Source organism: Streptococcus sp. ELY_137, from assembly GCF_058314515.1.
Window position 1 is genome coordinate 1 of sequence record NZ_JBZFUL010000023.1, and the last position, 26,169, is coordinate 26,169.

Annotated in this window: 28 protein-coding genes and 2 pseudogenes; 27 read left to right on the top strand and 3 right to left on the bottom strand. The window is 45.1% G+C overall.

All coding sequences use genetic code 11. The features are described from left to right. The 10 genes and pseudogenes from AC4HAO_RS10875 to AC4HAO_RS10920 form a co-directional block, all read left to right on the top strand. Positions 1 to 116, top strand: a pseudogene (locus AC4HAO_RS10875) (IS30 family transposase); the annotation flags it as partial. Positions 117 to 190: 74 nt separating this feature from the next. Further along, positions 191 to 535 carry a hypothetical protein gene (locus AC4HAO_RS10880; protein ID WP_491135347.1) on the top strand — a complete coding sequence of 115 codons (345 nt, stop codon included), beginning with the start codon at positions 191 to 193 and terminating at the stop codon, positions 533 to 535. Between the two features lies 1 nt (position 536). Next, positions 537 to 1,133, top strand: coding sequence for a hypothetical protein (locus AC4HAO_RS10885; protein ID WP_491135348.1), 597 nt, complete (start codon positions 537 to 539; stop codon positions 1,131 to 1,133). A gap of 204 nt (positions 1,134 to 1,337) precedes the next feature. Next, positions 1,338 to 1,721, top strand: a complete 384-nt coding sequence (locus AC4HAO_RS10890; protein WP_491135349.1) for a hypothetical protein — start codon at positions 1,338 to 1,340, stop codon at positions 1,719 to 1,721. Positions 1,722 to 1,726: 5 nt separating this feature from the next. Next, the gene (locus tag AC4HAO_RS10895; protein ID WP_491135350.1) at positions 1,727 to 2,953 is read left to right on the top strand and encodes a triacylglycerol lipase; all 1,227 of its coding nucleotides are present in this window, start codon (positions 1,727 to 1,729) and stop codon (positions 2,951 to 2,953) included. Beyond that, positions 2,935 to 3,318 (top strand): hypothetical protein, encoded by a 384-nt coding sequence (locus AC4HAO_RS10900; protein WP_491092916.1) that lies wholly within the window; start codon positions 2,935 to 2,937, stop codon positions 3,316 to 3,318. Before AC4HAO_RS10895 ends, AC4HAO_RS10900 begins: the two co-directional genes overlap by 19 nt. 30 nt (positions 3,319 to 3,348) lie before the next feature. Beyond that, entirely contained in the window at positions 3,349 to 3,711 is a 363-nt protein-coding gene (locus tag AC4HAO_RS10905; RefSeq protein WP_491135351.1) for a hypothetical protein, read from the top strand. 251 nt (positions 3,712 to 3,962) lie between these two features. Next, positions 3,963 to 4,544, top strand: coding sequence for a xanthine phosphoribosyltransferase (locus AC4HAO_RS10910; RefSeq protein WP_491135352.1), 582 nt, complete (start codon positions 3,963 to 3,965; stop codon positions 4,542 to 4,544). Beyond that, positions 4,544 to 5,815: a nucleobase:cation symporter-2 family protein gene (locus tag AC4HAO_RS10915; RefSeq protein WP_491135354.1), complete on the top strand. Its 1,272-nt coding sequence runs from the start codon at positions 4,544 to 4,546 to the stop codon at positions 5,813 to 5,815. The genes AC4HAO_RS10910 and AC4HAO_RS10915 overlap by 1 nt, the downstream gene beginning before the upstream one ends. Positions 5,816 to 5,901: 86 nt before the next feature. Then, entirely contained in the window at positions 5,902 to 6,270 is a 369-nt protein-coding gene (locus AC4HAO_RS10920) for a hypothetical protein (protein WP_491135355.1), read from the top strand. A 104-nt stretch (positions 6,271 to 6,374) separates the two neighbouring features. On the opposite strand, the gene AC4HAO_RS10925 is transcribed toward AC4HAO_RS10920, so the two are convergent. Beyond that, positions 6,375 to 7,433, bottom strand: a complete 1,059-nt coding sequence (locus AC4HAO_RS10925; RefSeq protein WP_491135356.1) for a zinc-dependent alcohol dehydrogenase family protein — start codon at positions 7,431 to 7,433, stop codon at positions 6,375 to 6,377. Positions 7,434 to 7,780: 347 nt separating this feature from the next. Further along, positions 7,781 to 7,966 (bottom strand): 4-oxalocrotonate tautomerase, encoded by a 186-nt coding sequence (locus AC4HAO_RS10930; RefSeq protein WP_491135357.1) that lies wholly within the window; start codon positions 7,964 to 7,966, stop codon positions 7,781 to 7,783. A gap of 189 nt (positions 7,967 to 8,155) precedes the next feature. On the opposite strand from AC4HAO_RS10930, the gene AC4HAO_RS10935 reads away from it, so the two are divergent. From AC4HAO_RS10935 to AC4HAO_RS11015, 17 genes are all read left to right on the top strand, one after another. After that, positions 8,156 to 8,728, top strand: a complete 573-nt coding sequence (locus AC4HAO_RS10935; protein ID WP_447451326.1) for a thymidine kinase — start codon at positions 8,156 to 8,158, stop codon at positions 8,726 to 8,728. Positions 8,729 to 8,749: 21 nt separating this feature from the next. Next, on the top strand, positions 8,750 to 9,829 hold the full coding sequence (gene prfA / locus AC4HAO_RS10940) for a peptide chain release factor 1 (protein ID WP_447451327.1): 1,080 nt from the start codon (positions 8,750 to 8,752) through the stop codon (positions 9,827 to 9,829). Then, positions 9,826 to 10,656 (top strand): peptide chain release factor N(5)-glutamine methyltransferase, encoded by an 831-nt coding sequence (gene prmC / locus AC4HAO_RS10945; RefSeq protein WP_491135358.1) that lies wholly within the window; start codon positions 9,826 to 9,828, stop codon positions 10,654 to 10,656. Before prfA ends, prmC begins: the two co-directional genes overlap by 4 nt. Further along, positions 10,649 to 11,248, top strand: a complete 600-nt coding sequence (locus AC4HAO_RS10950; protein WP_491135367.1) for an L-threonylcarbamoyladenylate synthase — start codon at positions 10,649 to 10,651, stop codon at positions 11,246 to 11,248. Before prmC ends, AC4HAO_RS10950 begins: the two co-directional genes overlap by 8 nt. A 34-nt stretch (positions 11,249 to 11,282) precedes the next feature. After that, positions 11,283 to 11,588 carry a GNAT family N-acetyltransferase gene (locus AC4HAO_RS10955; RefSeq protein WP_491135368.1) on the top strand — a complete coding sequence of 102 codons (306 nt, stop codon included), beginning with the start codon at positions 11,283 to 11,285 and terminating at the stop codon, positions 11,586 to 11,588. 223 nt (positions 11,589 to 11,811) lie between these two features. Next, positions 11,812 to 13,062, top strand: coding sequence for a serine hydroxymethyltransferase (gene glyA / locus AC4HAO_RS10960; protein WP_491135359.1), 1,251 nt, complete (start codon positions 11,812 to 11,814; stop codon positions 13,060 to 13,062). A 1-nt stretch (position 13,063) separates the two neighbouring features. Then, the gene (locus tag AC4HAO_RS10965; protein ID WP_447451330.1) at positions 13,064 to 14,041 is read left to right on the top strand and encodes a nucleoid-associated protein; all 978 of its coding nucleotides are present in this window, start codon (positions 13,064 to 13,066) and stop codon (positions 14,039 to 14,041) included. A 1-nt stretch (position 14,042) separates the two neighbouring features. Then, positions 14,043 to 14,648, top strand: a complete 606-nt coding sequence (locus AC4HAO_RS10970) for a lysozyme family protein (RefSeq protein ID WP_491092926.1) — start codon at positions 14,043 to 14,045, stop codon at positions 14,646 to 14,648. A 4-nt stretch (positions 14,649 to 14,652) separates the two neighbouring features. Then, positions 14,653 to 16,383 carry an ABC transporter ATP-binding protein gene (locus AC4HAO_RS10975; protein ID WP_491135360.1) on the top strand — a complete coding sequence of 577 codons (1,731 nt, stop codon included), beginning with the start codon at positions 14,653 to 14,655 and terminating at the stop codon, positions 16,381 to 16,383. Beyond that, entirely contained in the window at positions 16,380 to 18,104 is a 1,725-nt protein-coding gene (locus AC4HAO_RS10980; RefSeq protein WP_491092928.1) for an ABC transporter ATP-binding protein, read from the top strand. The genes AC4HAO_RS10975 and AC4HAO_RS10980 overlap by 4 nt, the downstream gene beginning before the upstream one ends. Before the next feature lie 12 nt (positions 18,105 to 18,116). Beyond that, positions 18,117 to 18,530 (top strand): SMU1112c/YaeR family gloxylase I-like metalloprotein, encoded by a 414-nt coding sequence (gene gloA2 / locus AC4HAO_RS10985; RefSeq protein WP_491092929.1) that lies wholly within the window; start codon positions 18,117 to 18,119, stop codon positions 18,528 to 18,530. A gap of 250 nt (positions 18,531 to 18,780) precedes the next feature. Then, positions 18,781 to 19,770 carry a dihydroxyacetone kinase subunit DhaK gene (dhaK, locus tag AC4HAO_RS10990; RefSeq protein ID WP_491135361.1) on the top strand — a complete coding sequence of 330 codons (990 nt, stop codon included), beginning with the start codon at positions 18,781 to 18,783 and terminating at the stop codon, positions 19,768 to 19,770. Positions 19,771 to 19,780: 10 nt separating this feature from the next. After that, positions 19,781 to 20,356: a dihydroxyacetone kinase subunit DhaL gene (gene dhaL / locus AC4HAO_RS10995; protein WP_491135362.1), complete on the top strand. Its 576-nt coding sequence runs from the start codon at positions 19,781 to 19,783 to the stop codon at positions 20,354 to 20,356. Between the two features lies 1 nt (position 20,357). Further along, positions 20,358 to 20,732, top strand: a complete 375-nt coding sequence (dhaM, locus tag AC4HAO_RS11000; RefSeq protein ID WP_491135363.1) for a dihydroxyacetone kinase phosphoryl donor subunit DhaM — start codon at positions 20,358 to 20,360, stop codon at positions 20,730 to 20,732. A gap of 271 nt (positions 20,733 to 21,003) precedes the next feature. Continuing rightward, positions 21,004 to 24,009 (top strand): type I restriction endonuclease subunit R, encoded by a 3,006-nt coding sequence (locus AC4HAO_RS11005; protein ID WP_491135364.1) that lies wholly within the window; start codon positions 21,004 to 21,006, stop codon positions 24,007 to 24,009. A gap of 528 nt (positions 24,010 to 24,537) precedes the next feature. Next, complete coding sequence (locus tag AC4HAO_RS11010) at positions 24,538 to 25,014, top strand: helix-turn-helix domain-containing protein (protein WP_491135365.1); 477 nt, start codon at positions 24,538 to 24,540, stop codon at positions 25,012 to 25,014. Continuing rightward, entirely contained in the window at positions 25,014 to 25,784 is a 771-nt protein-coding gene (locus tag AC4HAO_RS11015) for a zeta toxin family protein (RefSeq protein ID WP_491135366.1), read from the top strand. The genes AC4HAO_RS11010 and AC4HAO_RS11015 overlap by 1 nt, the downstream gene beginning before the upstream one ends. A gap of 270 nt (positions 25,785 to 26,054) precedes the next feature. On the opposite strand, the pseudogene AC4HAO_RS11020 reads toward AC4HAO_RS11015, so the two are convergent. Beyond that, positions 26,055 to 26,169: pseudogene (locus AC4HAO_RS11020) on the bottom strand (IS30 family transposase); the annotation flags it as partial.

Genomic DNA, 26,169 nt, shown 5'->3' on the forward strand with positions numbered 1-26,169 from the left:
AAAACACCTTATCAGCTATAGCTGATAAGAGAAATAGAATTCCTAGAAAATCTTTAAATTATCAAACCCCTTATCATGTTTTTCTGAGTCAGGTGAAACTGTCCAACTTAATTTGACAATTTAAGCAGTAAGAAAGAGGGCAGTCATTGTATTAGGAATCACAGCAGTTTTAATAATAGGAGGTATAGTGATGTTTAATCTGCTTGGAGGAAAGACTAATCCTTTTACAGGCGAAAAAGTTCCTAAATATAATAGGGATAGTCAGGACAAGATTGTACGGTATTTAGTCGCAAATTATGAGGGAGTCCATAAAGTTAAATTCGAAGACGTTAGTGAAAATAAATTAGCAGGAACTGAAACTGTATACTTAACAATTAACGACAGTAATAAATTGTCTATTGTGTTTGGTGATATAAATGATATTGATTCTTATGTTCCAGGTTGGAACCCCAAGACATTTAAACTTCAGGAAAAATCTAGTGTAGACCCAAATGTTACACTTGAAAATATTGATATTATTTATTTGGAGGAATAAATTGACAATAACGGAAAAGAATTATCAAGATATAACAAAGCAAGCTTATACTGTCGAAGATGGTAAAGAAGATTATACCGTGGCTAAAGGGTATAAATTCAAGTCTGGTGGTCAAAAGTTTCAAGTTCTCAAAACTGAGAATAATACTGACAATGGTATGCAGGCTATGGCGGTAGCTCCTATAGACGAAAACGGTAATCCTGATACTAACCAAGTGGTGATCGCCTACGCAGGAACGAATAGCGGAGATCAAAATGATCTCATGACAGATGCGGAGTCTTTAGGACTAGGGTCGGATTATTTAATCATGTCATCGCCTGGTTCTGAGTATACACCGAAAAAAATTAGCAATTCTCAGTTTGTGATCGGTCAAGATTTTGCCAAGGACGTCGCAAAGGATTACCCTGACGCTGAAATCACAACGACAGGTCACTCCTTGGGAGAATCTGTAGCCATGTATGTCGCCTTGGAACAAGATTACAACAATGTCGGTTTCAACGGTCCTGATATTCACAACCTGATCAGTGAGAAGCAAGTGGCTTATATTCAAAAACACCCGAAGCAGTTTCGCAATACCGCAATCCCCATGACAAAATAGGGAACATCACCGGCAATGGGACCGAAACAGCTATCTATGACGAGCGGAAAAATGCCGGCATGCTGGCTGACCACAGTGTCGCTGGTTGGCAGTTCGATAACGATGGCAATCTGGTCGATAAAGTTGAAGATGAGCATTATAATCTAATCCAAGCCAGTTAAAAGAGAGCTGGTTTAGCTTATATTATAATATTAAGGAGGTTTTATGACAGTAAAAAAGAAGGCAGTTATTTTATTAGGAATCACAGCAGTTTTAGTAATAGGAGGTATAATAATGATTAATCCCTTTACAGGCAAAGATGAGCCAAGGTATAAAAGTGAGCAGGACAGGATGGTGGAATACTTAGCTAGCCATTATGAAGGAGTTGAAAAAATTGAGTTTAAGAATTTTGAAAAGGATGCAAAAACGGGTTACTACACTAGTGTTGCAGAAATTGATGATAAATTTGAAGTGATGTTTTATGAAAGAGGTATTGGTGGCGAAATATCTCTTGACTACTATACAAAAGATTTTATCATTCAACATCCTAAAACAAACAAAACAAATGATTCTAAAGGTGATATAAAAGTAGTTTATTATGGAGAGTAATCAATATGACAATCACAGATAAAGACTATAACGAATTATCTAATCGTGTTTACAACGTAGACAGTGGAAAAAAGGGTGTTGTTCATATAAAAGAGGGACAAGAAATAATGGATGGTCAATACCAAGTCCTCAAAGTCGAAGACAATACTGATAACGGCATGCAGGCTATGGCCGTGGCACCTGTAGACAAGAACGGCCATGTTGATACCAGTCAGGTCGTAATCGCCTACGCTGGAACGAATAAGAGTGATATTAAAGATATCGAAACCGACAGTCAGTCTATTGGACTGGGGAGAGACAAGCTACAAATGCGCTCAGGCCTGAATTCGGCTAAAGTTACTGATTCTCAGTTCAAAACGGCCCAAGCCTTCGCCAAGAAGGTTGCGAAAAAATATCCCAAAGCAGAGATTACAACGACGGGTCATTCCCTTGGAGAATCTTTAGCCATGTATGTGTCCGTGAAAAAGGGCTATAACAATGTCGGTTTCAATGGCCCTGATATCCATAATATGCTTTCGGATAAAGAAATTGCCTACATGAAAAAGCACAAGGGCCAGTTCCGCAATTACCGCAATCCCCATGACAAAATAGGGAACATCACCGGCAATGAGACTGAGACGGCTATTTATGTTGATAAGGATAACAAGAGCGGTTTGACCGGCGACCACTCGCTCAGTAACTGGCAGTTCGATAAAGATGGCAATCTGGTTGATAAAAACGGCAATGTGGCAGATGTGACCCATGTCTATGATGAGGTGGAATCCATGGTTTCTGGCTACATGGGCAAGGACTTCAAGGCCATGAAGTCCAAGCTGGGAGCTGATGGCTATTCAGGTCATGAAAAGATTTTCTTGGATTATCTGTCTGCCAGTGCCGTGGCTTCTGGTTTGGGAAGCGCAGCCCAAATCGGTTATGAAAGCATCAAAGGACAGGCCGATGCTGCTGGTGAAGAGGCCGAACAACTCTATAAGAGTCTGACCAGCGATCGCCCAGCTTCTGTCAATAAGCTGACAGATGATGAGATTTTAGCCGTTTATGCCGAGGAAGGCATTACCTATGACTATATGGTAACCAAGGTCAAAGATCATTTTGACAAGAAAACAACTAAAGCCTCAAGTCTATCTGAAGAGTTTACTGAACTGAGCGGTCAAATAGAAACAGGTATGCAGGAGCTTATCGATGAGGACAGCAGTTTAGGAGGAGAAATTTCAGGATGGATGAGTGGGATGTAATACAAGATAAAATCAAGAAATACGAGCTGGAACTTGAATTTATGGACGAGGATTACCGCCGGATCAAAAAGCAGTTGGAGCAAGAGCGGGAATCCTATGAGGAGCGGCTGCAGAACTTCAATGCCATTACGGATACCAAATATCAAGAAGCACTGGCTGATTTTAGAGCCTTAGGGGTTCAGGACAGCACGCATTTTACCACTACCGTAACCGATATCAACACTCGGGTTCAAAATGCCTTTATTGATGTTTTTAGATATTACGATGATCAGTTTGAATCATTAGAGAAGGTTTATAAGAAAACCTTCCAGCCTGTCAGTGACAAACTGGAAGCAGCCTATATTGAACGGCGGAAATTATCCTAAAATGATGAAAAAGAAAAGAGGAGGACAGCAATGAGTGCCCTTACGGATGCTTGGAACAGTGCCAAAGAAATGGCTGGCGGCGTGACACGGACACATATGGGAAAGGCCGTAGGTGACGCGGTATCAGGAGATACCGAAGCGGCTGAAAAGGAGTACGAGAAAGGGATTATTAGAGCTTGTGCCAGTGCTCAAAAGGCTAAGCGTAAGGAGCTGATAGACAAGTATGACAAAGCCATCAGTCATATTGCTTCTGAGACAAGGTCCAGCCTGAAGAAGATTGCCGGTGAATTAGACGAAGACATTAAAGGCCAGTTTTCCAAAGCTGTCAACCAAGCGATTAAGGACAAGGCGTCTGATTATAATGACTTGATGACTGGGGATAGCGGTAAGTAGGCAGCACCACAAATTATTATGATTGAGGTGTATGTATCAGGAGAACCAAGGTAGTTTTTCCCTTGTACTTTTATACTCAAAAATCTCATCAGTCTAATCAAAGGCTTAAAAATTCGCTAAAGCTGAATTTTCTGCACCAAGTTCTATGGGAACAGCTAAAGCTCTTGCTAGTTGGCCTGCCGAAGTTAATGATGATTTTTAAAAAGTACTGTCTCAGGATTTCCTGTGGAATAATAGAGGAGGAAAAAATTTTGAAAGCACTGGAAGATCGGATTTTAAAGGACGGTCAGGTTTTAGGGGAGGACATTCTCAAAGTAGATAGCTTCTTGACCCATCAGGTAGACTACCAACTCATGCAGGAGATGGGCCAAGTATGGGCGGAGATTTACAGGGATGCAGGGATTACAAAAATTGTCACTATCGAGGCTTCTGGTATTGTCCCGGCTGTCTATACAGCGCAAGCATTAGATGTTCCGATGATTTTTGCTAAAAAACATAAAAACATTACCATGACTCAAGGAATTTTGACAGCAGAGGTCTATTCTTTTACCAAGCAGGTCACTAGTACGGTTTCTATTGCTGAAAAGTTTCTCTCCAAAGATGACAGGGTCTTGATCATTGATGATTTTTTAGCCAATGGACAGGCTGCCAAGGGGTTGATTGAAATTATCCAGCAGGCAGGAGCAGATGTGGTAGGGGTCGGAATTGCTATCGAAAAATCATTTCAGACAGGACGCCAGATTTTAGAGAATATGGGTCTTCAAGTGACCTCTTTGGCGCGTGTGGCTAGTTTTGCTAATGGCCGAGTAAACTTCAAGGAGGCAGATGCCTAATGAACAAAGAAAGTCATACCCAATCAGCTATTCTAGGCCTGCAGCATCTCTTATCCATGTATGCGGGCTCTATTCTAGTGCCTATCATGATTGCTAGCAGTCTGAACTATTCGGCGACTCAGCTGACCTATCTGATCGCAACCGATATTTTTATGTGTGGGATCGCAACCTTCCTGCAGCTCCAGCTCAATCAGTACTTTGGTATCGGACTCCCCGTCGTGCTTGGCTGTGCCTTCCAGTCTGTTGCCCCCTTGATTATGATTGGCCAAAATCAGGGCTCAGGCTATATGTTCGGTGCCTTGATTGCCTCTGGAGTTTACGTCATCTTAGTGGCAGGTGTCTTTTCTAAAATTGCTCGCTTCTTTCCGCCAATCGTGACAGGGTCAGTTATTACTGTGATTGGTCTCAGCTTGATTTCGGTTGCCATGGGAAATATGGGTGACAATGCTGATAAGCCAAGTCTTGATTCTCTGTTTCTATCTCTGACAACCATTGCCATCGTTCTTTTAGTACAAATTTTTGCCAAGGGGTTTATCAAGTCCATTTCTATTTTGATTGGCCTAGTGGGAGGAACTCTTCTTGCTGGTTTCATGGGACTGGTTGATTTCACGGCTGTCGCTCAGGCACCGCTCGTTCATGTGCCGCAGCCATTTTATTTCGGTCAGCCTAAGTTTGAGCTGACCTCGATCATTATGATGTGTATCATTGCGACAGTTTCCATGATCGAGTCGACTGGCGTTTACTTGGCCTTGTCTGATTTGACCAATGATAGATTAGACAGCAAGCGTCTGCGCAACGGTTATCGTGCAGAAGGTTTAGCAGTCCTTCTTGGCGGGATTTTCAATACCTTCCCCTACACTGGTTTCTCACAAAACGTTGGGCTTGTCCAGCTCTCAGGGATCAAGACCCGCCGTCCGATTTACTATACGGCTGTCTTTCTAATTGTACTTGGTTTATTGCCTAAGTTCGGCGCCTTAGCGCAATTGATTCCCAATCCCGTTCTAGGCGGTGCCATGCTAGTCCTCTTTGGGATGGTAGCCCTTCAAGGGATTCAGATGCTCAATACGGTTAATTTCAAAAATGAGGAGCACAATTTCATTATTGCGGCTGTCTCCATTGCAGCGGGACTGGGATTCAATAATACCAATCTTTTTGCCAGCGCCCCCACAACTGTCCAAATGTTCTTTACCAACGGTATAGTCATTGCCACGCTCAGCTCCATCTTGCTTAATATAATTTTCAATGCCAAGTCTAAAAAGCAGCAGGGCTAGCCAAATCTTCACACAGCAGTTTCCACTAAAAAAGTGGTAAGATAAGGGTGGAATGTTATTGAAAAAGTGAGAGAGGGTGTGTGGTCATGGCCTTTATAAAGGAAAAATTTGAAGATAGCAATATTGATGCTTTCATGGCAGAGAGAACAGATGAATTGGTTGCTATGCTGCGCTTTATGAGTGATCTCCCCCTGAGATCCCTGCGCTATGAACTGGTTGAATCTGAAATTGATAAGCGCAGTTACAAGTGCTACTTTTTTGAATCTAGCTCAGCCTTTCGGGGTTATGGTCAGTTTGCTTTTCAAGTCAGCTTTGATTACCAAACAAAGGAGATTGCCGTGATGCATCTATCAGGTGTTGCCAATCTGACTGCTGCTTACAGCGTTCCTGAAATCATTAAAATTCTTGCTGAGGACTTCTTTGCTGATTTTTTCCTCAAAGAGAGTTTGTCCTAACGATAATTTTAAGCCTAAAAACCCGCTGAGAACTTTGACTCTCAGCGGGTTTTATCGGCTCCATGTAGAAAAAGAGGCCAAATTGGCCTCTTAGACGATGAGAACTAAGCTACTGGACTGATGTCATTGTCAATAATCACTTTTAAGGCTTGATTGTCACCTGCATTTTTGAAAACGTCATAAGCCTTATCAACCTCTGATAGGTTAAAATGATGAGTAACTAATTGACTGGCGTCAATTTTACCAGATTTTAAAACATTCAGCAGCATTTCTGTCGTGTTAGCGTTGACTAAACCTGTTGACAAGGTAATATTTTTAATCCATAAATCTTGTAAGTCAAATGATACTGGCTTACCATGGACACCAACGTTAGCGACGTGACCGCCAATTGCGATAATTTTTTGACAGATATCAAAGGTTGCTGGGTAGCCTACACACTCAATGGCAACATCAACCCCTCGACCATCTGTCAAGGCGTCAACCTGATTCTTAACTTTTTCAGCGTCTCCTGAGCAAATGACCTCAGTCGCTCCGAAACGTTTAGCAGCTTCCAGACGCGATTCTGACAAATCAACCATGATGATTTGTGCTGGAGAATAAAATTGTGCTGTCAGTAAAGCAGCAAGGCCAATCGGTCCTGCACCTACAATACAAACAGTATCACCTGGCTTAACATCTGATGCTTGGACCCCAATCTCATAAGAAGTTGGCAGGATATCAGACAACATGACTAGAGCTTCGTCGTCAACCACTTTTGGTGCATGATAAAGACTGCCATCAGCCTGCGGAATGTGGACATATTCTGCCTGCGTACCATTGATTAGATGGCCTAAGATCCAGCCCCCTTGTTCGCAGTGAGCTGGGATCCCCTTTTTACAGTAATAGCAGGTATTGCAAGCTGTAACACATGAAATAATAACCTTGTCACCTACTTTAAAATTAGTAACTGCATCACCAACGTCCTCAACAATACCGATACCTTCGTGGCCTAGAATAGTGCCCGGCGGTGTTTCTGGAACATCGCCTCCCAAGATATGTAAATCAGTCCCGCAGATGGTGGTTTTTAACAACCTCACAACAGCATCTGTTGGATTGACAATCTTTGGTTTAGATTGCTCAACCAAACCGATCTTACCTTTTTCTAAATAAGTCGCAGCCTTCATAGCCTGGCTCCTTTCTAGTGATTTTTACACGGTAATTGTAACAAATATCGGCAGCGCTTTCAAAAAATTAACATTGTTTCCTTACGCCTATTTTCCCCGTTGAAATCTAGAAGTCATTTTCCCATTATCAATCGTCTTTCGGCTCTTTTTTAGTTAGGAAGAACTGGGTAAAAAAGAGCCTCACAAAGAATCGAATATCGGGTATCTTCTTTTCGTTAAGTAGGTAGCTAGCTCATAAAAATACAGCAGGCAAGAACACCATAAAATAAAACAGCCCCCTGCCTTAGAATCCTGAGGATCCATAGGCAGAGGGTCTATTTTTTCTTGCATTTCCACCTTCTAATACCTTAGTTCTTTTTTTTCATCTCACCGTGGGGGTAGTAAGACCCTTCTGGCAGATCGTTAATAAAGACGTGAATATTTTCTTTGGGGGCCTTGGCAATACGTGAAACAACCTCGGTAACTTCGCGTGCTAATTCGATTTTTTGTTCCTGTGAACGACCTTCAAAGAGATCAATTTTGACAAATGGCATAGGGCTTTCCTCCTAAAATAGAAATAACTTATTACTCTCTTATTGTATCATGAAAACTGTAAGAATAGCAAAGTTGAAGCGATTGTGCAGATGATTTTCCAAGTCTTGATTCTTAGATTTCCTACTGATAATTCCCTTGATTTATGATAAAATAAGACGATAAACTTTTTTAGACAGGAAGGCATATTTTTGGCACAGTTATATTACCGTTATGGTACCATGAATTCGGGGAAATCTATTGAAATTCTCAAGGTTGCTTACAATTATGAGGAGCAGGGGAAACCAGTTGTCCTTATGACCAGCGCCTTGGATACACGTGAAGGATACGGCTGGGTTGCCAGTCGTATTGGCCTTAGGCGTAAGGCAAAGCCAATTTCAGCAGATACCGATATTTTTGGTTATATTGACGGCCTGCCTGAAAAGCCCTACTGTGTCCTTGTTGATGAATGCCAATTTCTGACCAAGGCCAATGTTTTTGATTTGGCTAGAGTAGTCGATGAGTTGGATGTACCTGTGATGGCCTTTGGCCTCAAAAATGATTTTCGCAACCATCTCTTTGAAGGTTCCCGCGAACTGTTACTCTTGGCAGACAAGATTGAGGAAATTAAAACCATATGCCAATACTGCAGTAAAAAAGCCATCATGGTACTGCGAGTTAAGGACGGTCAGCCCGTTTACGAGGGAGAACAAGTCCAAATCGGCGGACACGAAACCTATATCTCGGTCTGCCGTAAGCACTATTACCACCCAGAAATTGATTAAGAGAGGAGCATGACCCTTTTTATGAATATCTATGATCAGCTGCAAGCTGTAGAAGACCGCTATGATGAATTAGGTGAGCTGCTGAGTGATCCTGATGTGGTCTCTGATACCAAGCGCTTTATGGAACTATCGCGTGAAGAAGCTAGTACACGCGAAACAGTCACGGTTTACCGTGAATATAAGAAGGTGCTGCAAAATATTAATGATGCTGAAGAGATGATTAAGGATGCCAGCGGCGATCCAGACCTTGAAGAGATGGCCAAGGAGGAGCTGAAAGATTCCAAGGAGGCCAAGGAAGACTATGAGGAGCGTCTCAAAATCTTACTGCTGCCCAAGGATCCTAATGACGATAAGAATATCATTCTGGAAATCCGCGGGGCTGCTGGCGGCGATGAAGCCCAGCTCTTTGCGGGCGATCTTTTGCAGATGTACCAGAAATATGCCGAGAGTCAGGGCTGGAAATTCGAGGTCATGGAAGCATCCTACAATGGCGTGGGCGGTATCAAGGAAGTGGTGGCTATGGTATCAGGTCAATCGGTCTACTCCAAGCTTAAGTATGAATCCGGCGCCCACCGTGTCCAACGAGTTCCAGTGACTGAAAGCCAAGGTCGGGTTCATACGTCGACAGCGACTGTCCTAGTGATGCCAGAGGTTGAAGAGGTAGAGTATGATATTGATCCCAAGGATTTGCGTGTCGATATCTACCATGCATCGGGTGCTGGCGGACAAAATGTCAATAAGGTGGCGACTGCTGTCCGTATGGTCCACATTCCAACAGGCATCAAAGTGGAAATGCAGGAGGAGCGTACCCAGCAAAAGAACCGCGATAAGGCAATGAAGGTTATCCGTGCTCGTGTGGCCGACCACTTTGCTCAAATTGCCCAAGACGAGCAGGATGCTGAGCGTAAGTCAACCATTGGTACTGGGGATCGTTCGGAGCGGATCCGGACTTACAACTTCCCGCAGAACCGAGTGACAGACCATCGTATTGGCTTGACTCTGCAGAAACTGGATACGATTCTGTCTGGTAAGTTAGACGAGGTCATTGACGCTTTGGTTCTTTACGACCAAACTCAAAAATTAGAAGAGTTAAATCAATGACCTATGCTCAACTTTTTACGGAGTATGAGGAACAATTACTGACGGCTGGCGAGGAGGCTGAGAGCCTAAGTTTTGTCTTTAGAGAACTTAAAAAGCTTGACATGACAGCCTTTATCCTCATGCTTCGCCGAGAGGTGACGGCGGAAGATGATTTCTTGCTGACAGAGCTTGTTCAACGTTTGCTTGCCCACGAGCCAGCCCAATACATCATTGGTTATGAGAGTTTCCACGATCTGACCTTTAAGGTTGATAAGCGAGTGCTGATTCCTCGCCCTGAAACAGCTGAATTGGTTGCTTTGATTTTAGAGGAGAATGCGGACAGTGGGCTGAGTTTGCTTGATCTTGGCACTGGAAGCGGTGCTATTGCAGTATCGTTGGCACACAGTCGGCCGGCTTGGCGGGTGACGGCGTCTGATATTTCCCAGGATGCTTTGGACTTGGCTGGTGAAAATGCCCTAGCTAACAAGGTGCAGGTAGATTTTCGTCAATCCGATGTTTTTGATCAGATTGAGGGGGTTTTCGATATTATTGTCAGCAACCCGCCCTATATTTCCAAAGCAGATAAAGAGGAGGTTGGTTTCAATGTTCTGACCTCCGAGCCTCATCTTGCTCTTTTTGCCAAAGAGCAAGGTCTGGCTGTCTACCGCAGGATCGCTGAAGGAGCAGTAGCTCATCTCAAACCTGATGGTAAGATTTATCTGGAAATTGGCTATAAGCAAGGGCAGGCAGTCTCACAGATCTTTCAAGCTGCCTTTCCAGATAAGCGGATAAGAGTTTTGCCCGACCAATTTGGTCAGAACAGAATGGTGGTGGTTGATGATGGCTGATCAAGCAGCGGTTGCTGAGATTTTAGCTGCAGGAGGAGCAGTTGTCCTCCCGACTGAAACCGTTTATGGCCTTTTCGCCAAGGCCTTAGACCAGCAGGCAGTCAAGCGTGTCTATGACCTGAAGCGACGTCCACTCGACAGGGCCATGAACCTCAACGTAGCCAGCTTGGAAGATATTTTGGCCTACAGCCAAGGTCAGCCAGCCTATCTAGCTAGGCTCTATCAAGCCTTCCTACCAGGTCCGCTAACCATTATCCTCAAGGCTAATGACAAGGTTCCAAGCTGGGTCAATTCAGGTCTGTCAACGGTCGGTTTTCGCCTGCCTGACCATCCCCTAACTCAGGAGTTCATTGGGAAATACGGCCCCTTAATCGGTCCATCGGCCAACCTATCCGGTCGAGCTTCTGGCACAAACTTCAAAGACATTATTGAGCAGTTGGACCATCAGGTGATAGGAATAGCAGATGACTCAGCCATTCAAGGCTTAGATTCAACCATCTTAGACTTATCTGGAGACAGGGCTATCATCCTTCGCCAAGGAACTATCAGCAAGGAAGCCTTGCTGGAGGCAGTGCCTGAATTACATTTCTAAAGGAGAATTGACTGATGGTGAGAGCTTTGGTTTTATCAGATATTGCCGCTATTCGCTGGGTTATACCTTAGATCAAGATTTTTTGTTAGGGTTTGAAGATGAGGTTAGCCAAGAATTGGTTGTCTATGTCCATGCTGAGGTTTATGACACACTTTATTCAGAAACTGGCTTCAATGTTTTTGGTTTAGCTGTTTTGCCGGCCTATCAGAATCAAGGCATTGGTAAAGAACTGATGCAGGGTCTGGAAGCAGAAGCTAGAAAACGACAGTATGCCTTTATTCGGCTCAATTCAAGCGCCAATCGAAAAGATGCCCATGCTTTTTATGAAACTTTTTTATGAAACTATAGGATAGTTTTGGCCAACTATTATCAGGTTTACTTTTAATGAAAATGGCCAACCCATTTAACGCAGTGGTTGGCTGGCTGTTCTTATCTCTTGCTAGGCAGTGATAGCGACCAGCCTAGCCAACTGTGCGGGGGTGGGAAGACGAAGTCAAAATTCTATGATTTGTGACTTCTTTCCCACTCCCAAAAGCGATTTATTAAATTTATGAGGTAATTTTATGATTTTTGACAAAGATGATTACAAGGCCTATGACCCAGAGCTCTGGCAGGCCATTCAAGCAGAAGAAGTGCGACAGCAAAACAACATCGAGTTGATCGCATCTGAAAATGTGGTCTCAAAGGCTGTTATGGCTGCCCAAGGTTCCGTTTTAACCAATAAGTACGCCGAAGGGTACCCCGGCAAGCGTTACTACGGCGGAACTGATTGTGTTGATGTAGCTGAAAATCTCGCTATTGAGCGGGCCAAGGAGCTCTTTGGTGCCAAGTTCGCTAATGTCCAGCCCCACTCAGGCAGTCAAGCTAATGCTGCAGCCTATATGGCCTTGATCCAACCTGGAGACACCGTCATGGGAATGGATCTGTCGGCCGGCGGTCACCTGACTCATGGCTCGCCCGTCAGCTTTTCAGGTAAAACCTACAATTTTGTCCCTTATAATGTTAATAAGGAGACAGAAGTTTTGGATTATGATGAAATCCAGCAGCTGGCTGTTCAACATCAGCCTAAACTGATTGTAGCGGGGGCTTCAGCCTATTCACGGATTATTGATTTTGCTAAATTCCGCGCTATTGCTGATAGTGTCGGCGCCTATCTCATGGTCGATATGGCGCATATTGCCGGTCTGGTTGCGTCTGGCCACCATCCTAGCCCAGTTCCTTATGCCCATATCACCACCACAACGACTCATAAGACCTTGCGCGGTCCGCGCGGTGGCTTGATTTTGACCAATGATGAAAATTTGGCTAAGAAAATCAATTCCGCTGTCTTCCCAGGTTTGCAGGGCGGTCCTTTGGAGCATGTGATCGCGGCTAAAGCGGTTGCCCTCAAGGAAGCCTTGGATCCAGCCTTTAAAGACTATGGTGACAACGTTGTCAAAAACGCCAAGGCCATGGCTGATGTTTTTGCTGCCCACCCTAATTTTCATGTTGTTTCTGGTGGAACCGATAACCATGTCTTCCTCGTTGATGTGACTAAGGTCGTTGAAAACGGTAAACTGGCTCAAACTATTCTTGAAGAGGTTAATATTACCCTCAACAAGAACAGCATCCCATTTGAAACGCTGTCGCCATTTAAGACATCGGGTATCCGTATCGGCAGTCCAGCTATTACCAGCCGCGGCATGGGGGTAGCTGAAAGCACCAAGATTGCTGAGCTGATGGTTCAAGCCTTAGAAAATCATGATGATGAGACGGTGCTTGATCGTATCCGCCAAGATGTTAAGTTATTGACGGACAATTTCCCACTTTACTAACATGCTAGATTTATATTTAAAAAAGATTATTATCCATCAATTCAGCCCTGACGACACTGAACTTCGTTTTGCGGATAAGCCGCTGACTTTGACACCAAGTCTGGATGAGTATTTTCGTAAAAAGCTGACCAAGGTTTTTACCGCTGATGCTAAGCGGGGAAGCTTTGAGCCTGAAAATGACTTTATCGCCAACCTCGGTGCTGACTTTATGGAATCTGCCCGCAAAATAGCCCAGCTCTGGAAGGAAGAGTTTGTCATCAGCGAGGATCAAAAGACTAATGATCTGATTTTTATCCAATTTGATAAGGATGGTATTGAACATTTCGCCTTCTTACGACTGGTGCTCAAGGATAGTTTGGCGCATATTCTGGGAGATGATGAGCAGCCGCTCAAGGTCACCCAGAATAATCTGCCTTCAGCTGCTCAAACGCCAGATGAGGCCTTGGTGATTAACCGCCAGTCCTATCGCTATTATTTGATTGAAAAACGCATTAAGCATAATGGCAGTTTTGCCAACTATTTTTCTGAAAATCTGCTCAAGGTTAAACCGGATCAGTCTGTCAATAAATCCATCAATCTGTTGGAAAAGACAGCCCAAAAGGTAGCCGATGATTTCAATCAGGATGATTTTACCTTTCAGTCTAAGATGAAGTCAGCAATCTTTCAAAATCTGGAGGAAGATCAGGAGCTCTCGCCAGAAAAGCTGGCCAATCAGCTTTTTGATGATAATCTCACGGCTCGTCTAACCTTTGTGGATCAGCTTAAGGAAAAAATTCCAGAGCCGATTCCGGTAGCAGATGTGGACTATTCCCGTCAGTCGAAGAAGTTGGAGAGTCAGAAATTATCCCTGTCCAACGGGATTGAGCTGGTGGTACCCAATCAGGTCTATCAAGATGCAGAAGCGGTGGAGTTTATTCAAAACAGTGATGGCACTTACTCTATCTTAATCAAGAATATTGAAGATATCCAAAGCAAGTAATATGTTTAAAAAAATTAGACGATTGATTATCATTATCATCGCCTTGTTGGCTATTTATAAGGGGGTGACGGTCTATCGGGCTGTGAAAACGGTTCTGGCCTACCGCCCCCTTGTAGAAGAAGTGCTGGCAGAGGACGACAATGCTACCAATGAAGACTTGGTTCTGGCGGTGATTTATACCGAAACTAAGGGACGTGATGATGATGTTATGCAGGCCAGCGAAAGCTCGACTGGAAAAACCAACGACATCAGTGATAATCGCGCCAGCATTAAACAAGGCACCAAAGTTTTAGCTGAGAATTTGGAAAAAGCCCAAAAGCATGAGACAGACACTTGGACGGCTATTCAGGCCTATAACTATGGGGCAGCCTACATCCCTTATGTGGCCAGGCACGGCGGTAAGAATACGATCGACCTTGCCAAGGCCTACTCCAGAGATGTGGTCGCCCCCAGTCTAGGCAATAAATCTGGTGATACCTATTATTATTTTAATACCATCTCCATCCTCTATGGCGGCGGTAAACTTTACGTAGATGGTGGCAATCTCTACTATGCCAAACAAGTCCAGTTTAATCTCTTTTTAGTGCGACTGGTTGAGAAATTTTAAAACTATGAAACATCTATTAACTTATTTTCGGGGCTACCTGAAAGAAACTTTTCTCGGCCCCCTCTTTAAACTGCTGGAAGCCAGTTTTGAATTGCTGGTTCCCATCATTATAGCCAGAATAGTTGATATTACTATTCCCCATAAAGACAAAAATCATCTGTATGGGATGATTTTTCTTCTCGTTTGCCTAGCTGTATTGGGTGTTGTTGTGGCTGTGACAGCCCAGTATTTTTCATCCAAGGCAGCTGTGGGCTACACGAGGCAGTTAACCAAGGATCTTTATCGAAAAATCATGCGGCTTTCCAAGGAAGACCGTGACCGCCTGACGACTGCTAGCCTGCTGACCAGACTGAGCAGTGATACCTTTCAAATTCAAACAGGAATCAATCAATTTCTGCGCCTCTTTCTAAGAGCACCGATCATCGTCTTTGGCTCGGTCATCATGGCCTTTGTTATCAGCCCGAGTCTTTCTCTGTGGTTTCTGCTGATGGTGGTACTTTTAACTCTCTTAATCTATGGTATGTCACGGCTGGTTAATCCGCTCTACCTAAAGATTAGAAAACAGACCGATCGTTTGGTCAGTCTGACACGAGAGCAGCTTGAGGGAATGCAGGTGATTCGCGCCTTCGGTCAAGCTGAGCGTTTGAAAGAGCAGTTTTCTGATCACAATCAGATCTACACCAAAACCCAGATTAAAACAGGTGCTCTGTCAAGTTTGGTCAGTCCTCTGACCTATCTCATTGTCAACGGAACCCTAGTCATGATTATTTGGCGAGGAAATCTGGCTATTGCTGATAACCTCCTCAGTCAGGGCAGCTTGATTGCTTTGGTTAACTATCTGCTTAATATCTTGACCGAGCTGCTCAAGCTGGCCATGATGGTGACTAATTTAAATCAGAGTTTTATTAGTGCTGGCCGGATTAGCCAAGTTTTTGCTCAGCCAGAAGAGGATTTAAAAGCTAGTATTCCCCTACTAAAATCTGATAAAAAGCAAATTTTATCGTTGTCAGATGTGAAATTCACTTATCCAACTGCGGCCCAGCCTTCTCTATCTGGTATTGAACTACAAATGACAGCAGGAACAACTCTGGGAATTATCGGTGGAACAGGTTCTGGCAAATCCACGCTAGTGCAGCTCTTAATGGGATTGTACCAAGCGCAGCAAGGGCATCTGGCCATCTTTAATCAAGGCAAGAGTCCGGCTAATTTAGCGGAGTGGCGCTCTTGGATTGGCCTAGTTCCCCAAAAGGCTGAGCTTTTTCTGGGAACGATTCGTTCCAATCTGACATTGGGCTTAGACGGTGATACCATCTCAGATGACCAACTCTGGTGGGCTTTGGAAATCGCTCAGGCACGCGACTTCGTCGAAGAAAAAGAGGGTGGCTTAGATGCCCAAGTTAAGGAATTTGGCCGCAATTTTTCTGGAGGTCAGCGCCAGCGCTTAACCATTGCCAGAGCGGTTTTACGGCAGGCGCCTTTTCTGATTTTGGATGATTCAACTTCGGCCTTGGATTACCTGACAGAAAGTCGCCTGCTCAAGGCGATTAAGTCGGAGCTTAAAACCAGCCTTATCCTTATATCTCAGAGGACTAACAGCCTGAAGTCAGCAGATCAGATCTTGGTTTTGGAAAAAGGGCAGCAGGTTGGTCTTGGCCGCCATGAGGAGCTGCTGGAGACCTGTCCCACCTATCAGGAAATTCATTATTCGCAGCATAGTAAGGAGGCTCAGGTATGAAACCATCTCCTTTAAAACGTTTGGTTCATGATTTTTTGAAACAGAAGCTCTTGCTGGGCTTAGCCCTGATTGGTATTTGCCTGCAGGTTGCTCTGACCATCTATCTGCCAATTCTGATTGGGAATGCTGTCGATGCGGTCTTAGTGCCCCATAATCGCCAGCTGATTTGGGGGATTTTGGCTAAAATGCTCATCGTTATTCTGAGCAATACGCTGGTGCAATACCTCAATCCCTTGCTTTACAACCGACTGATCTTTGCCTTCAGCCAAGATTTGCGCCAGCGGGTTATTGACAAGGTGCACCGGCTTCCTATCTCTTATCTGGGTCAATCGGTCGGAGATGTCGTCAGCCGCGTGACTACAGATGTCGAACAGCTCAATAATGGCCTGCTCATGGTTTTCAATCAGTTCTTTGTCGGCGTACTGACCATTGTGGTGACCCTTATCACGATGGCTAAAATTGATGGGCTCATGATGCTTTTAGTGCTGTGTCTAACCCCCTTATCGCTCTTTTTATCGCGCTTTATTGCCCGCAAATCCTTCCTCCTCTTTCAAAAACAAACCCAATCCCGCGGTCGCCAGACTCAAATGATTGAGGAGAGCCTCAATCAAGAAAGTCTGATTCAAAGTTTTAATGCGCAGGAGCAGTTTATTCAGCAATTTTTTAAGGTCAATGACACTTATGCTGACTACTCGCAGAGCGCTATCTTTTATTCCTCGACTGTCAATCCGGCAACACGCTTTATCAATGCCCTCATCTATGCTCTCTTAGCAGCTGTCGGAGCCCTGCGGATTATGAGCGGCGCCTTTTCCATCGGCCAGCTGACCACTTTTTTAAACTATGTGACCCAGTATACCAAGCCCTTCAACGACGTTTCGTCTGTGCTGGCAGAACTGCAGGGAGCACTGGCCTGTGCTCAACGCCTTTATCAAGTTTTAGATCAGGACAGTCTAGTCGAGACGGGACATGAAGAGTTGAGGAGCGATCAGGTGGAAGGTCAGATCTCTTTTGAGCATGTAAGCTTTGGCTATACACCTTATAAGACCCAGATAAAGGATCTCAATATCTCTGTACCGGCTGCCAGCCGCGTTGCCATCGTCGGGCCAACTGGTGCCGGTAAATCAACCTTGATCAACTTACTCATGCGTTTTTATGAAGTGTCCTCAGGTCGAATATTGCTGGATGGCAAGCCCATCACTAACTATACTCGCAGCAGCCTGCGTCGCCAGATCGGTATGGTCTTGCAAGAAACGTGGCTGCAGGCTGCGACCATTCATGATAACATCGCCTTCGGCCATCCCAATGCCACGCGTGAGCTCGTTGTCGAAGCGGCCAAGGCGGCTAATGCCGATTTCTTTATTCGCCAGCTGCCAGACGGCTATGATACCTATTTGGCCGATGCTGGCAGTTCACTCTCACAAGGTCAGCGTCAGCTCTTGACGATCGCTCGAATTTTTGTTGCTGTCCCTAAAATCTTGATTTTAGACGAGGCAACGTCATCCATTGATACGCGAACCGAAAGTCTGATTCAGGATTCTTTTGAAACCTTGATGAAGGGGCGGACCAGCTTTGTCATAGCCCACCGTCTGTCGACCATCCAGACAGCAGACCTAATTTTGGTTATGGTGGATGGTGATATCGTCGAGCATGGCAGCCATCAGGAACTTATGAGAAAGAAGGGTGTCTACTATGACATGCAGACCGCTCAAACTCAATCTTAAGGAGAATTGCCTATGCAGCTAAATGCTATTCACCACATTGCCATTATCGTCTCAGATTATGAGCTGTCTCGGGACTTCTATGTCAATAAACTAGGTTTTGACATTATCCGAGAAAACCACCGCCCCGAGCGTCACGACTACAAATTGGATCTCAAGTGCGGAGACATTGAGCTGGAGATTTTTGGCAACAAGACCAGCGATCCTGCCTATCAGGCACCGCCCAAGCGTGTCGGCTATCCAGAAGCAGTATCAGAGGCAGCAGGCCTGCGCCATCTGGCCTTTCGTGTTACGAACATCGAAGCCCTTGTAGCTGAGCTTGAAGCTATGGGAATCACCTGCGAACCTATCCGCCGTGATAGCTTCACTGGTGAAAAGATGACCTTTTTCAAGGATCCCGACGGTCTGCCCCTAGAGCTCCACGAGTAAACAAGTAAGCTAAGCAGCAAAGTAAATATGGTGGAAATATAATTATGTAAATTTAAAGCCTATGATTTTTTGAATTTTTTCACTGTACTATTTGCAAAAGAATAGCGATACTTGTGCTAAACTCACCCCTTCAGTATTTTTCTATTTTGTCATTTAAAAAGAAAGGGACGCCATTAAGAGTTGTCCCTTTCTTTTTTGCAAACGCTTTACTATAATAAAAGCATAAAGAAGAACAAAGGAGTTAGGACTTATGAAAAAAATTATTAATGATCCTCGAGCTGTTGTCACTGAAATGTTGGAAGGTATGGTCTTTGCACATGGTGAGCTCCTTCACCGTGTAGATGGGTTGGAAATCATCGCCCGTAACGCCCCGAAAACAGGGAAAGTAGCGCTTATTTCTGGTGGTGGCAGCGGGCATGAGCCCTCTCATGCAGGCTTTGTCGGAGAAGGCATGCTCTCTGCAGCTGTCTGCGGACCAGTCTTTACCTCACCGACTCCTGATCAAGTCTTAGCAGCCATCAAAGAAGCCGACGAGGGCGCAGGCGTCTTCATGGTTATCAAGAACTATTCAGGCGATGTCATGAACTTTGAAATGGCTCAAGAACTGGCCGAAATGGAAGATATCTCTGTCGCCAGTGTCGTCGTCGATGATGATATCGCTGTCGAGGACAGTCTCTATACCCAAGGACGCCGCGGCGTTGCAGGAACCGTTCTCGTTCATAAAATTCTAGGCCATGCAGCTCGCAGCGGAAAAAGTCTGGAAGAGATTAAGGAGCTAGCAGACCGTCTGGTTCCCAATATCCATACTGTCGGTTTGGCCCTAAGCGGTGCAACAGTTCCAGAAGTTGGTAAACCAGGCTTTGAGCTCGCCGATGATGAAATCGAATACGGCATCGGTATCCACGGCGAACCTGGTTACCAGCGGGAAAAGATGAAACCATCTGCCGAGCTCGCTAAAGAATTAGTGACAAAGCTGGTGGATTCTTTCCAACCAAAAGAAGGTGAAAAATATGCTGTCCTCGTCAATGGTATGGGAGCAACACCGCTGATGGAACTCTATATCTTCGCCAATGACCTCGCGAAACTTTTAGAAGAAGCAAAGATACAGGTCGCCTATAAAAAACTGGGCAATGTCATGACCTCCATTGATATGGCTGGTTTATCATTGACCTTGGTGCGTCTGGAAGACGAGACTTGGCTAGAAGCACTAGAGGCGCCTGTTAGGACAATTGCCTGGTAAGGAGATTAATATGAATACAGAATTAGCTATCAAATGGATGTCATTGTTTAATGACAAGGTTCAAGCCAATAAAGATTACCTATCCCAGCTAGATACGCCAATCGGTGATGGTGACCACGGAGGCAATATGGCAAGAGGTATGGCTGCAGTCATGGAAAATCTAGAAGGCAAAGATTTCGCTAATCCAGCTGAGGTCTTTAAAGTAGTCTCAATGCAGCTCCTCAGCAAGGTTGGCGGTGCTTCAGGCCCCCTTTACGGTTCAGCCTTTATGGGCTTTACCAAGTCTTTTCAAACCAGTGACTCCGTAGCTGAGGCGGTTGCAGCAGGACTGGAGATGATCCAGAAGCGCGGCAAGGCAGAAGTCGGCGAAAAAACCATGGTTGACATTTGGGTAAAGGTTCTAGAAGACTTACGTACCGAACAGCTCTCACTAGACAATATCCATCAGTATGTTGAGGATTCTGCCCCTATCAGGGCAACCAAGGGACGTGCCTCTTACTTGGGTGAGCGTTCCATTGGGCATATCGATCCCGGGACCTGCTCATCCGGCTACCTTTTTGAAGCTTTAGTGGAAGCAGGTGACTAGTATGGCACAAGCAGGAATTGTTATAGTCTCACACTCAAAGAATATCGCTCAAGGTCTTGTTGATCTCATCGAGGAAGTCGCCAGCGATGTCGAAATCACTGCTATCGGAGGCACAGAGGACGGTGGTATCGGTACCAGCTTTGATCAGGTTCAAAAGGTCATCGAAAGCAATTCACGAGATGAGCTCTTGGCCTTCTTTGATCTAGGCAGTGCTAAAATGAACCTAGAAATGGTCGCTGATTTTTCAGAAAAAATCATCCATATCAAGGATGTCCCTATCGTTGAAGGAGCCTATGCTGCCGCCGCACTCTTACAGGCTGGTGCAGACACAGAAAGCATCTTAGAGCAATTAAAGGACTTAGGCATTGAAAAATAGGTAACGGTCTTTAGTCCAGCCCCAACCCTATCGCCCTAGCTGCAGTTCTTGTTTACAATCTTATCCTAGGGTCTAGCTAAATCCAAATTTTGACAGAATCGGTGCCTAGCAGAAAAACTTCATAAGAAAAGACGCCCTAAGAGTTAGTCCAAAAAACTAACGTTTGGAGCGCTTTTTTGATTTTAGCGGCTTTATCTTCCAAGGTTTATGTTTCCTTAACCTCTCCTATGCTATAATAATAAAGATAGTATAAGATTAGAAAGTGATGACTATGGCGATTACAGTGACAAATGAGCTGGTGATTGAGGAACAGCTCATTGAACGATTGATAACAGGCGAAAGTCAGTGGAGCCTGCGCGATGACCTGCGCACAGAAGAAGATCTTTGGGGTAATTTCTTTGCCAAGCTGGAACAAAATAATACCGCAGCTCTCAACGGCCATCCCCTGACTAATCAGGAAAAGGAGCAGATCAAGGGACAGCTGGACTTCACCAGCTACTACGAGGCTGCCAAGTGGCTGGTCGGTGAAAATGGTATTGCCAAGGTCGACCTCCAGCGTGAGGATGCCTCTTTGGACAATGCCCGCCTCTCGGTGATCTGGCGTGACAATGTTGCAGGCGGGAAATCTGCCTATGAGGTGGTCCATCAGGTTGTCCGCAATCGCTCAAAAGAGCTTGAGCGTGACCGCAGGACAGATGTCAGCTTGCTGATCAATGGCCTGCCGCTCATCCATATCGAGCTTAAGACTGCCAGTCATTCGATAGATGAGGCCTTCAACCAAATCCAGAAATACGACCGTGAGGGGAAGTTTCGTGGGATCTACTCCAGTATCCAGATGTTTGTCATCTCCAATAAGACCAACACGCGCTATATTGCAGCTGCCAAGGCCGACAAACTCAATAAAAAATTTCTGACTAAGTGGGTGGACGAAAAGAACCAGCCTGTCGAAGACCTCTTTGCCTTTACCCAGCAAGTCCTCTCGATTCCGCGCGCCCACCAGATGGTCATGCAGTATTCGGTGATCGATGATGATAAGAAGGCCTTGATCTTGCTGCGCCCCTATCAGATCCACGCCATTGAGGCAGTTCAGGAGGCCAGCAAGAAGCAGGAGTCGGGTTATGTCTGGCATACCACAGGTTCTGGTAAGACCCTGACCTCCTACAAGGTAGCTCGCAATCTCCTGCAGATTCCCTCCATCAAAAAGACCATCTTTGTCGTGGATCGCCGCGACCTAGACCAGCAGACGACCTCGAGCTTCATGTCCTATGCGACCAATGATGTCATCGATATCGATGAGACCGACAGCACCCACGATCTGGTCAAGCGTTTGACGGCTGATGACAAGCGTGTGGTCGTAACCACTATTCAAAAGCTCTCCACCCTCATGCGCAAGATTGGCGAAGGTCGCTACAGCAAGGACGCTCAGAAAATCAAGCAGCTAAAAGTCGCTTTCGTGGTCGATGAGTGTCACCGTGCGGTGACTCCGCAGGCTCATCAGGCTATCTCGCAATTTTTTGTCAATGCCCTCTGGTACGGATTTACAGGGACACCTATCTTTGGTGAGAATAAGCGTCAGCAGCTGGGTAATCTGGCGCAAACCACCGAGGAACTCTACGGTCGCAAGCTCCACGAGTATACGGTCAAGGAGGCCATCCATGACGGTGCCGTTCTGGGCTTCAAAGTTGATTACAAAAGTACCCTTGTACTTGATGACGGAGCTGATGAAAAGACTATCGCAGATGAGGCCTATGAGCATGAAGAGCACATGCTGCAGGTACTTGATACCATTATCAATCACTCCAAGGGTCCCCTCGGTTTCAAAAATGGGGTCGGCAAGACCTACAATGCCATCCTGACCGTCAAATCCATCGCTATGGCGCAGAAATACTACGACCTCCTCAAGCGCATCAAGAAGGGCCAGGCTTCTATCAAGATCAATGAGTCCATTAAGCGTGTGCTCCCTGATTTTCCCAAGGTCGCCATCACCTACTCAGTCACCGAAAATGAAGAAGATTCCCACTCAAATCAAGAGAAGATGCAAGCAGCACTAGCTGATTACAATGCTGAGTTTGGCACCCACTTTACAACAGCTGACTTGCGCAGTTACAACACCGACGTCAACAACCGCCTAGCTCGCAAGAAGGACAAGTACCTCTTTCGAGCCGAGCAGCTGGATCTGGTCATCGTGGTCAATCGTCTTTTGACCGGCTTTGATGCGCCTTGTCTGTCCACCCTTTTTATCGACCGCAAGCCCATGCAGCCTCAGGATCTCATTCAGGCCTTTAGCCGTACCAATCGGATCTTTGACAGGAACAAACTCCACGGCCAGATCATCACCTTTCAAGTACCAAATAGCTTTAAAGCAGCCGTCGATAATGCCCTCCAGCTCTACTCAAATGGCGGTCAGACCAGCGTCCTAGCCCCAGACTGGCAGGAGGAGAAGGACAACTTTGAGGTTAAGCTAGCAGCCTTTCGCAGCCATGTCAGCGATGAGCCCAGTCTGGGAATCACACCAGAAGGTGCTACAACCCAAGAGCTCAAGGTCTTTGCCAAGGCCTTTCAGGAATTTGACAGGACATTCGCCTCTATCCAAGTCTACCAAGAGTACGACGAGGAGACCCTCTATGCCGAGTACGGTCTTAGCACCGATCAACTCGAGTCCTACATGGGCGTCTACCAAAATGTCCTCGCCGAGCTCAAGCGCCGACGAGAAGAAGAAGGTGCAGACGAAGAAGAACCCATCAACTATCTCTACGAGATCGAGTCCGTCCATGTCGATGAAATCAACTACGAGTATATCCTCTCCCTTATCCAAGCCCTGATTCCGCAGGAGGGCCAAGAAGCCGCCGACCTCTCAGACAAGGACTTAGCAGCTATCGATGACTATATCGCCAATCTCGCTAAAACCAACAGCAGTCTCGCCAGCGTCATGTCCACCCTCTGGCACCAGATTCAGATGGATCCTGAAAGCTACCGCGGTCATTCCCTGACAGCAGTCTTAGACGACATGGTCGCAGAGGTTATCCACGGCCATGTCGCAGATCTAGCTAAGAAATGGTATATGGGCGAAGATGAACTCAGCTACCTAGTCACCCACTACCAAAAGGGCCGTAAAAAGCAAGAAGGTGAAAGCCAGCTCAAGGCCAGCCAGCGCTATCCAGACTATAAAAATCAAGTCGCAGAACCCCTCAATCCCCTCCTCTACCAAAAAGCAATCAAAAAAGCCTGCATGGACCTAGTCGAAAACATCATCGAACCATTGCGACTGAGACGGTAGTAATAAGATACTAAGCCGCTCTAATTATCCAGTGGATAATTAGAGGTTGGAAATTGAGCTTGCCAAACAAGCATCAATGGAAGACTCAAAGGAAAATAGGAAAGTTGACGCAGATGCCCTAAGCATCTAGGAGACTTTATCTTTTTCCACAGAGTCGTAGGCGCGTTCAGTTTATTAAGATACAAAGGGCGTAAAAAGCGACTAGGATTTTAGGAAGGTGACGCCGTGTCCTTGGACACAAGGAAGTCGATCTTTTTTCAAGGAGATTAGCTTCGTGTTCAATTGACAAAGTATCGCTAAGACCTTAGGTCTTGCTCTACTACACAAACTACTATGGTAGTTTGCTATGCCAATCACTACGGTGAATTGGCTGCCTCTCCCAAATCTAGACATCCCCTCCATCATGCATGTCAGGTCTATTTCTTCTAGTGAATAATATAAAACGCACCAAATTTGGTGCGTTTTATGGTATAATGATAAAAATTAATGTGATGCTTCACGGCTTGGTATCTTAATAAGGAGGATTTTATGATCGGTGAAAATATTAAAACGCTTCGCAAATCCCTTGGCCTGACACAGCCCCAGTTTGCTGAGAAACTCGGTGTGTCACGCAACAGTCTCAGTCGCTACGAAAACGGAACCAGTTCAGTCTCAACAGCCTTAATCGATCGTATCTGCCATGTTTTTAATGTATCCTATCTTAGCCTAGTGGGTGAGGACAAGCTCCTGACACCTGTTGGAGATTATCAGCTCACCCTCAAGATAGAAGTCTTCAAGGAGCGTGCGTCAGCTGTCCTAGCAAACCTTTATCGCTACCAAGAGGCTAAAGCTATTCCTTTTGATGATACCAGCAATCCATGGGTCATCATGAGCGATGATCTATCAGATTTACTCAATACGCAAATCTATCTCATTAACACTTTTGAAGAGTTAGAGCGCTACACTGGTTATCTTGACGGTATTGAGCGTATGCTAGATACAGCCCATCATCCGGTGGTGGCTTGATGGACTTAGGTCGATACCATCAGGCAGATTTTGACCGAGCCCTCAGCCGAAACCTACGCGCATTAACGCGCAACAAGATTTCCTCAGATAAACCGCAGGCTATCTTACTAGGCGGTCAAAGCGGGGCTGGTAAAACGACCATTCATCGGATCAAGCAAAGAGAATTTCGAGGGAATATCATTATCATTGATGGTGATAGTTTTCGCCCTCAACACCCTTACTATCTTTCTCTTCAGAAAAAGTACGGCAAGGACAGTATCGACCATACCAAAGGATTTGCGGGAGCCATGGTTGAAGTCTTAGTCGATGAACTCAGCCAGCGCGGTTATCATCTCCTTATCGAGGGGCCCCTTAGAACCATTGAGGTTCCCGAATCAACAGCAAGTCTTCTGAAAAAGCGTGGTTATATGGTCTCGCTGGCCATTATGGCAACCAAACCTGAGCTGTCTTACCTGAGCACTCAGCTTCGCTATCAAGAGCTCTATAGCAAGGATCCTAATCAAGCCAGAGCGATACCAAAAGAGCATCATGATTTAATCGTTGACAATCTCGTCGAAAACCTAAGAGCATTAGAAGAAGCTCAAACATTCGATCGCATCCAGCTCTATCATAGAGATAAGCAGTGTCTCTATGACTCTGAAAAAAATCACGGTTCTGCATCCCGTATCCTCCAAGAAGCCTTATTTGGAGACTGGACCCCAGTCGAAAAAGCCATGCTCGAGATGAGGGAGAGCCAGCTAAGGGATTTACGTCAAGAGAATGAGACGTAAAAAGCTGATGTCACCAGATGGTAAAATCATGACTCTGAAACAAAATTCGCCTCTAGTTCAGATGTCGAGAGAGAGAAAAGTCAGCAGTTGGGCTGGCTTTTTTGTATACCTAGAATTTAGCATTTCACCTTATCCGCTAAATTTCATATTCTTTAAGATAGTGAGCAAATTTTCAAACAATATCTTGTGATTTTCACCAAAATTAAGAGATAGATTCAAAAAAATTCATTCTATCTCTCAATTTTGGCTATTTTTTATAGACTTAAATTGTCAAATTAAGTTGGACAGTTTCACCTGACTCAGAAAAACATGATAAGGGGTTTGATAATTTAAAGATTTTCTAGGAATTCTATTTCTCTTATCAGCTATAGCTGATAAGGTGTTT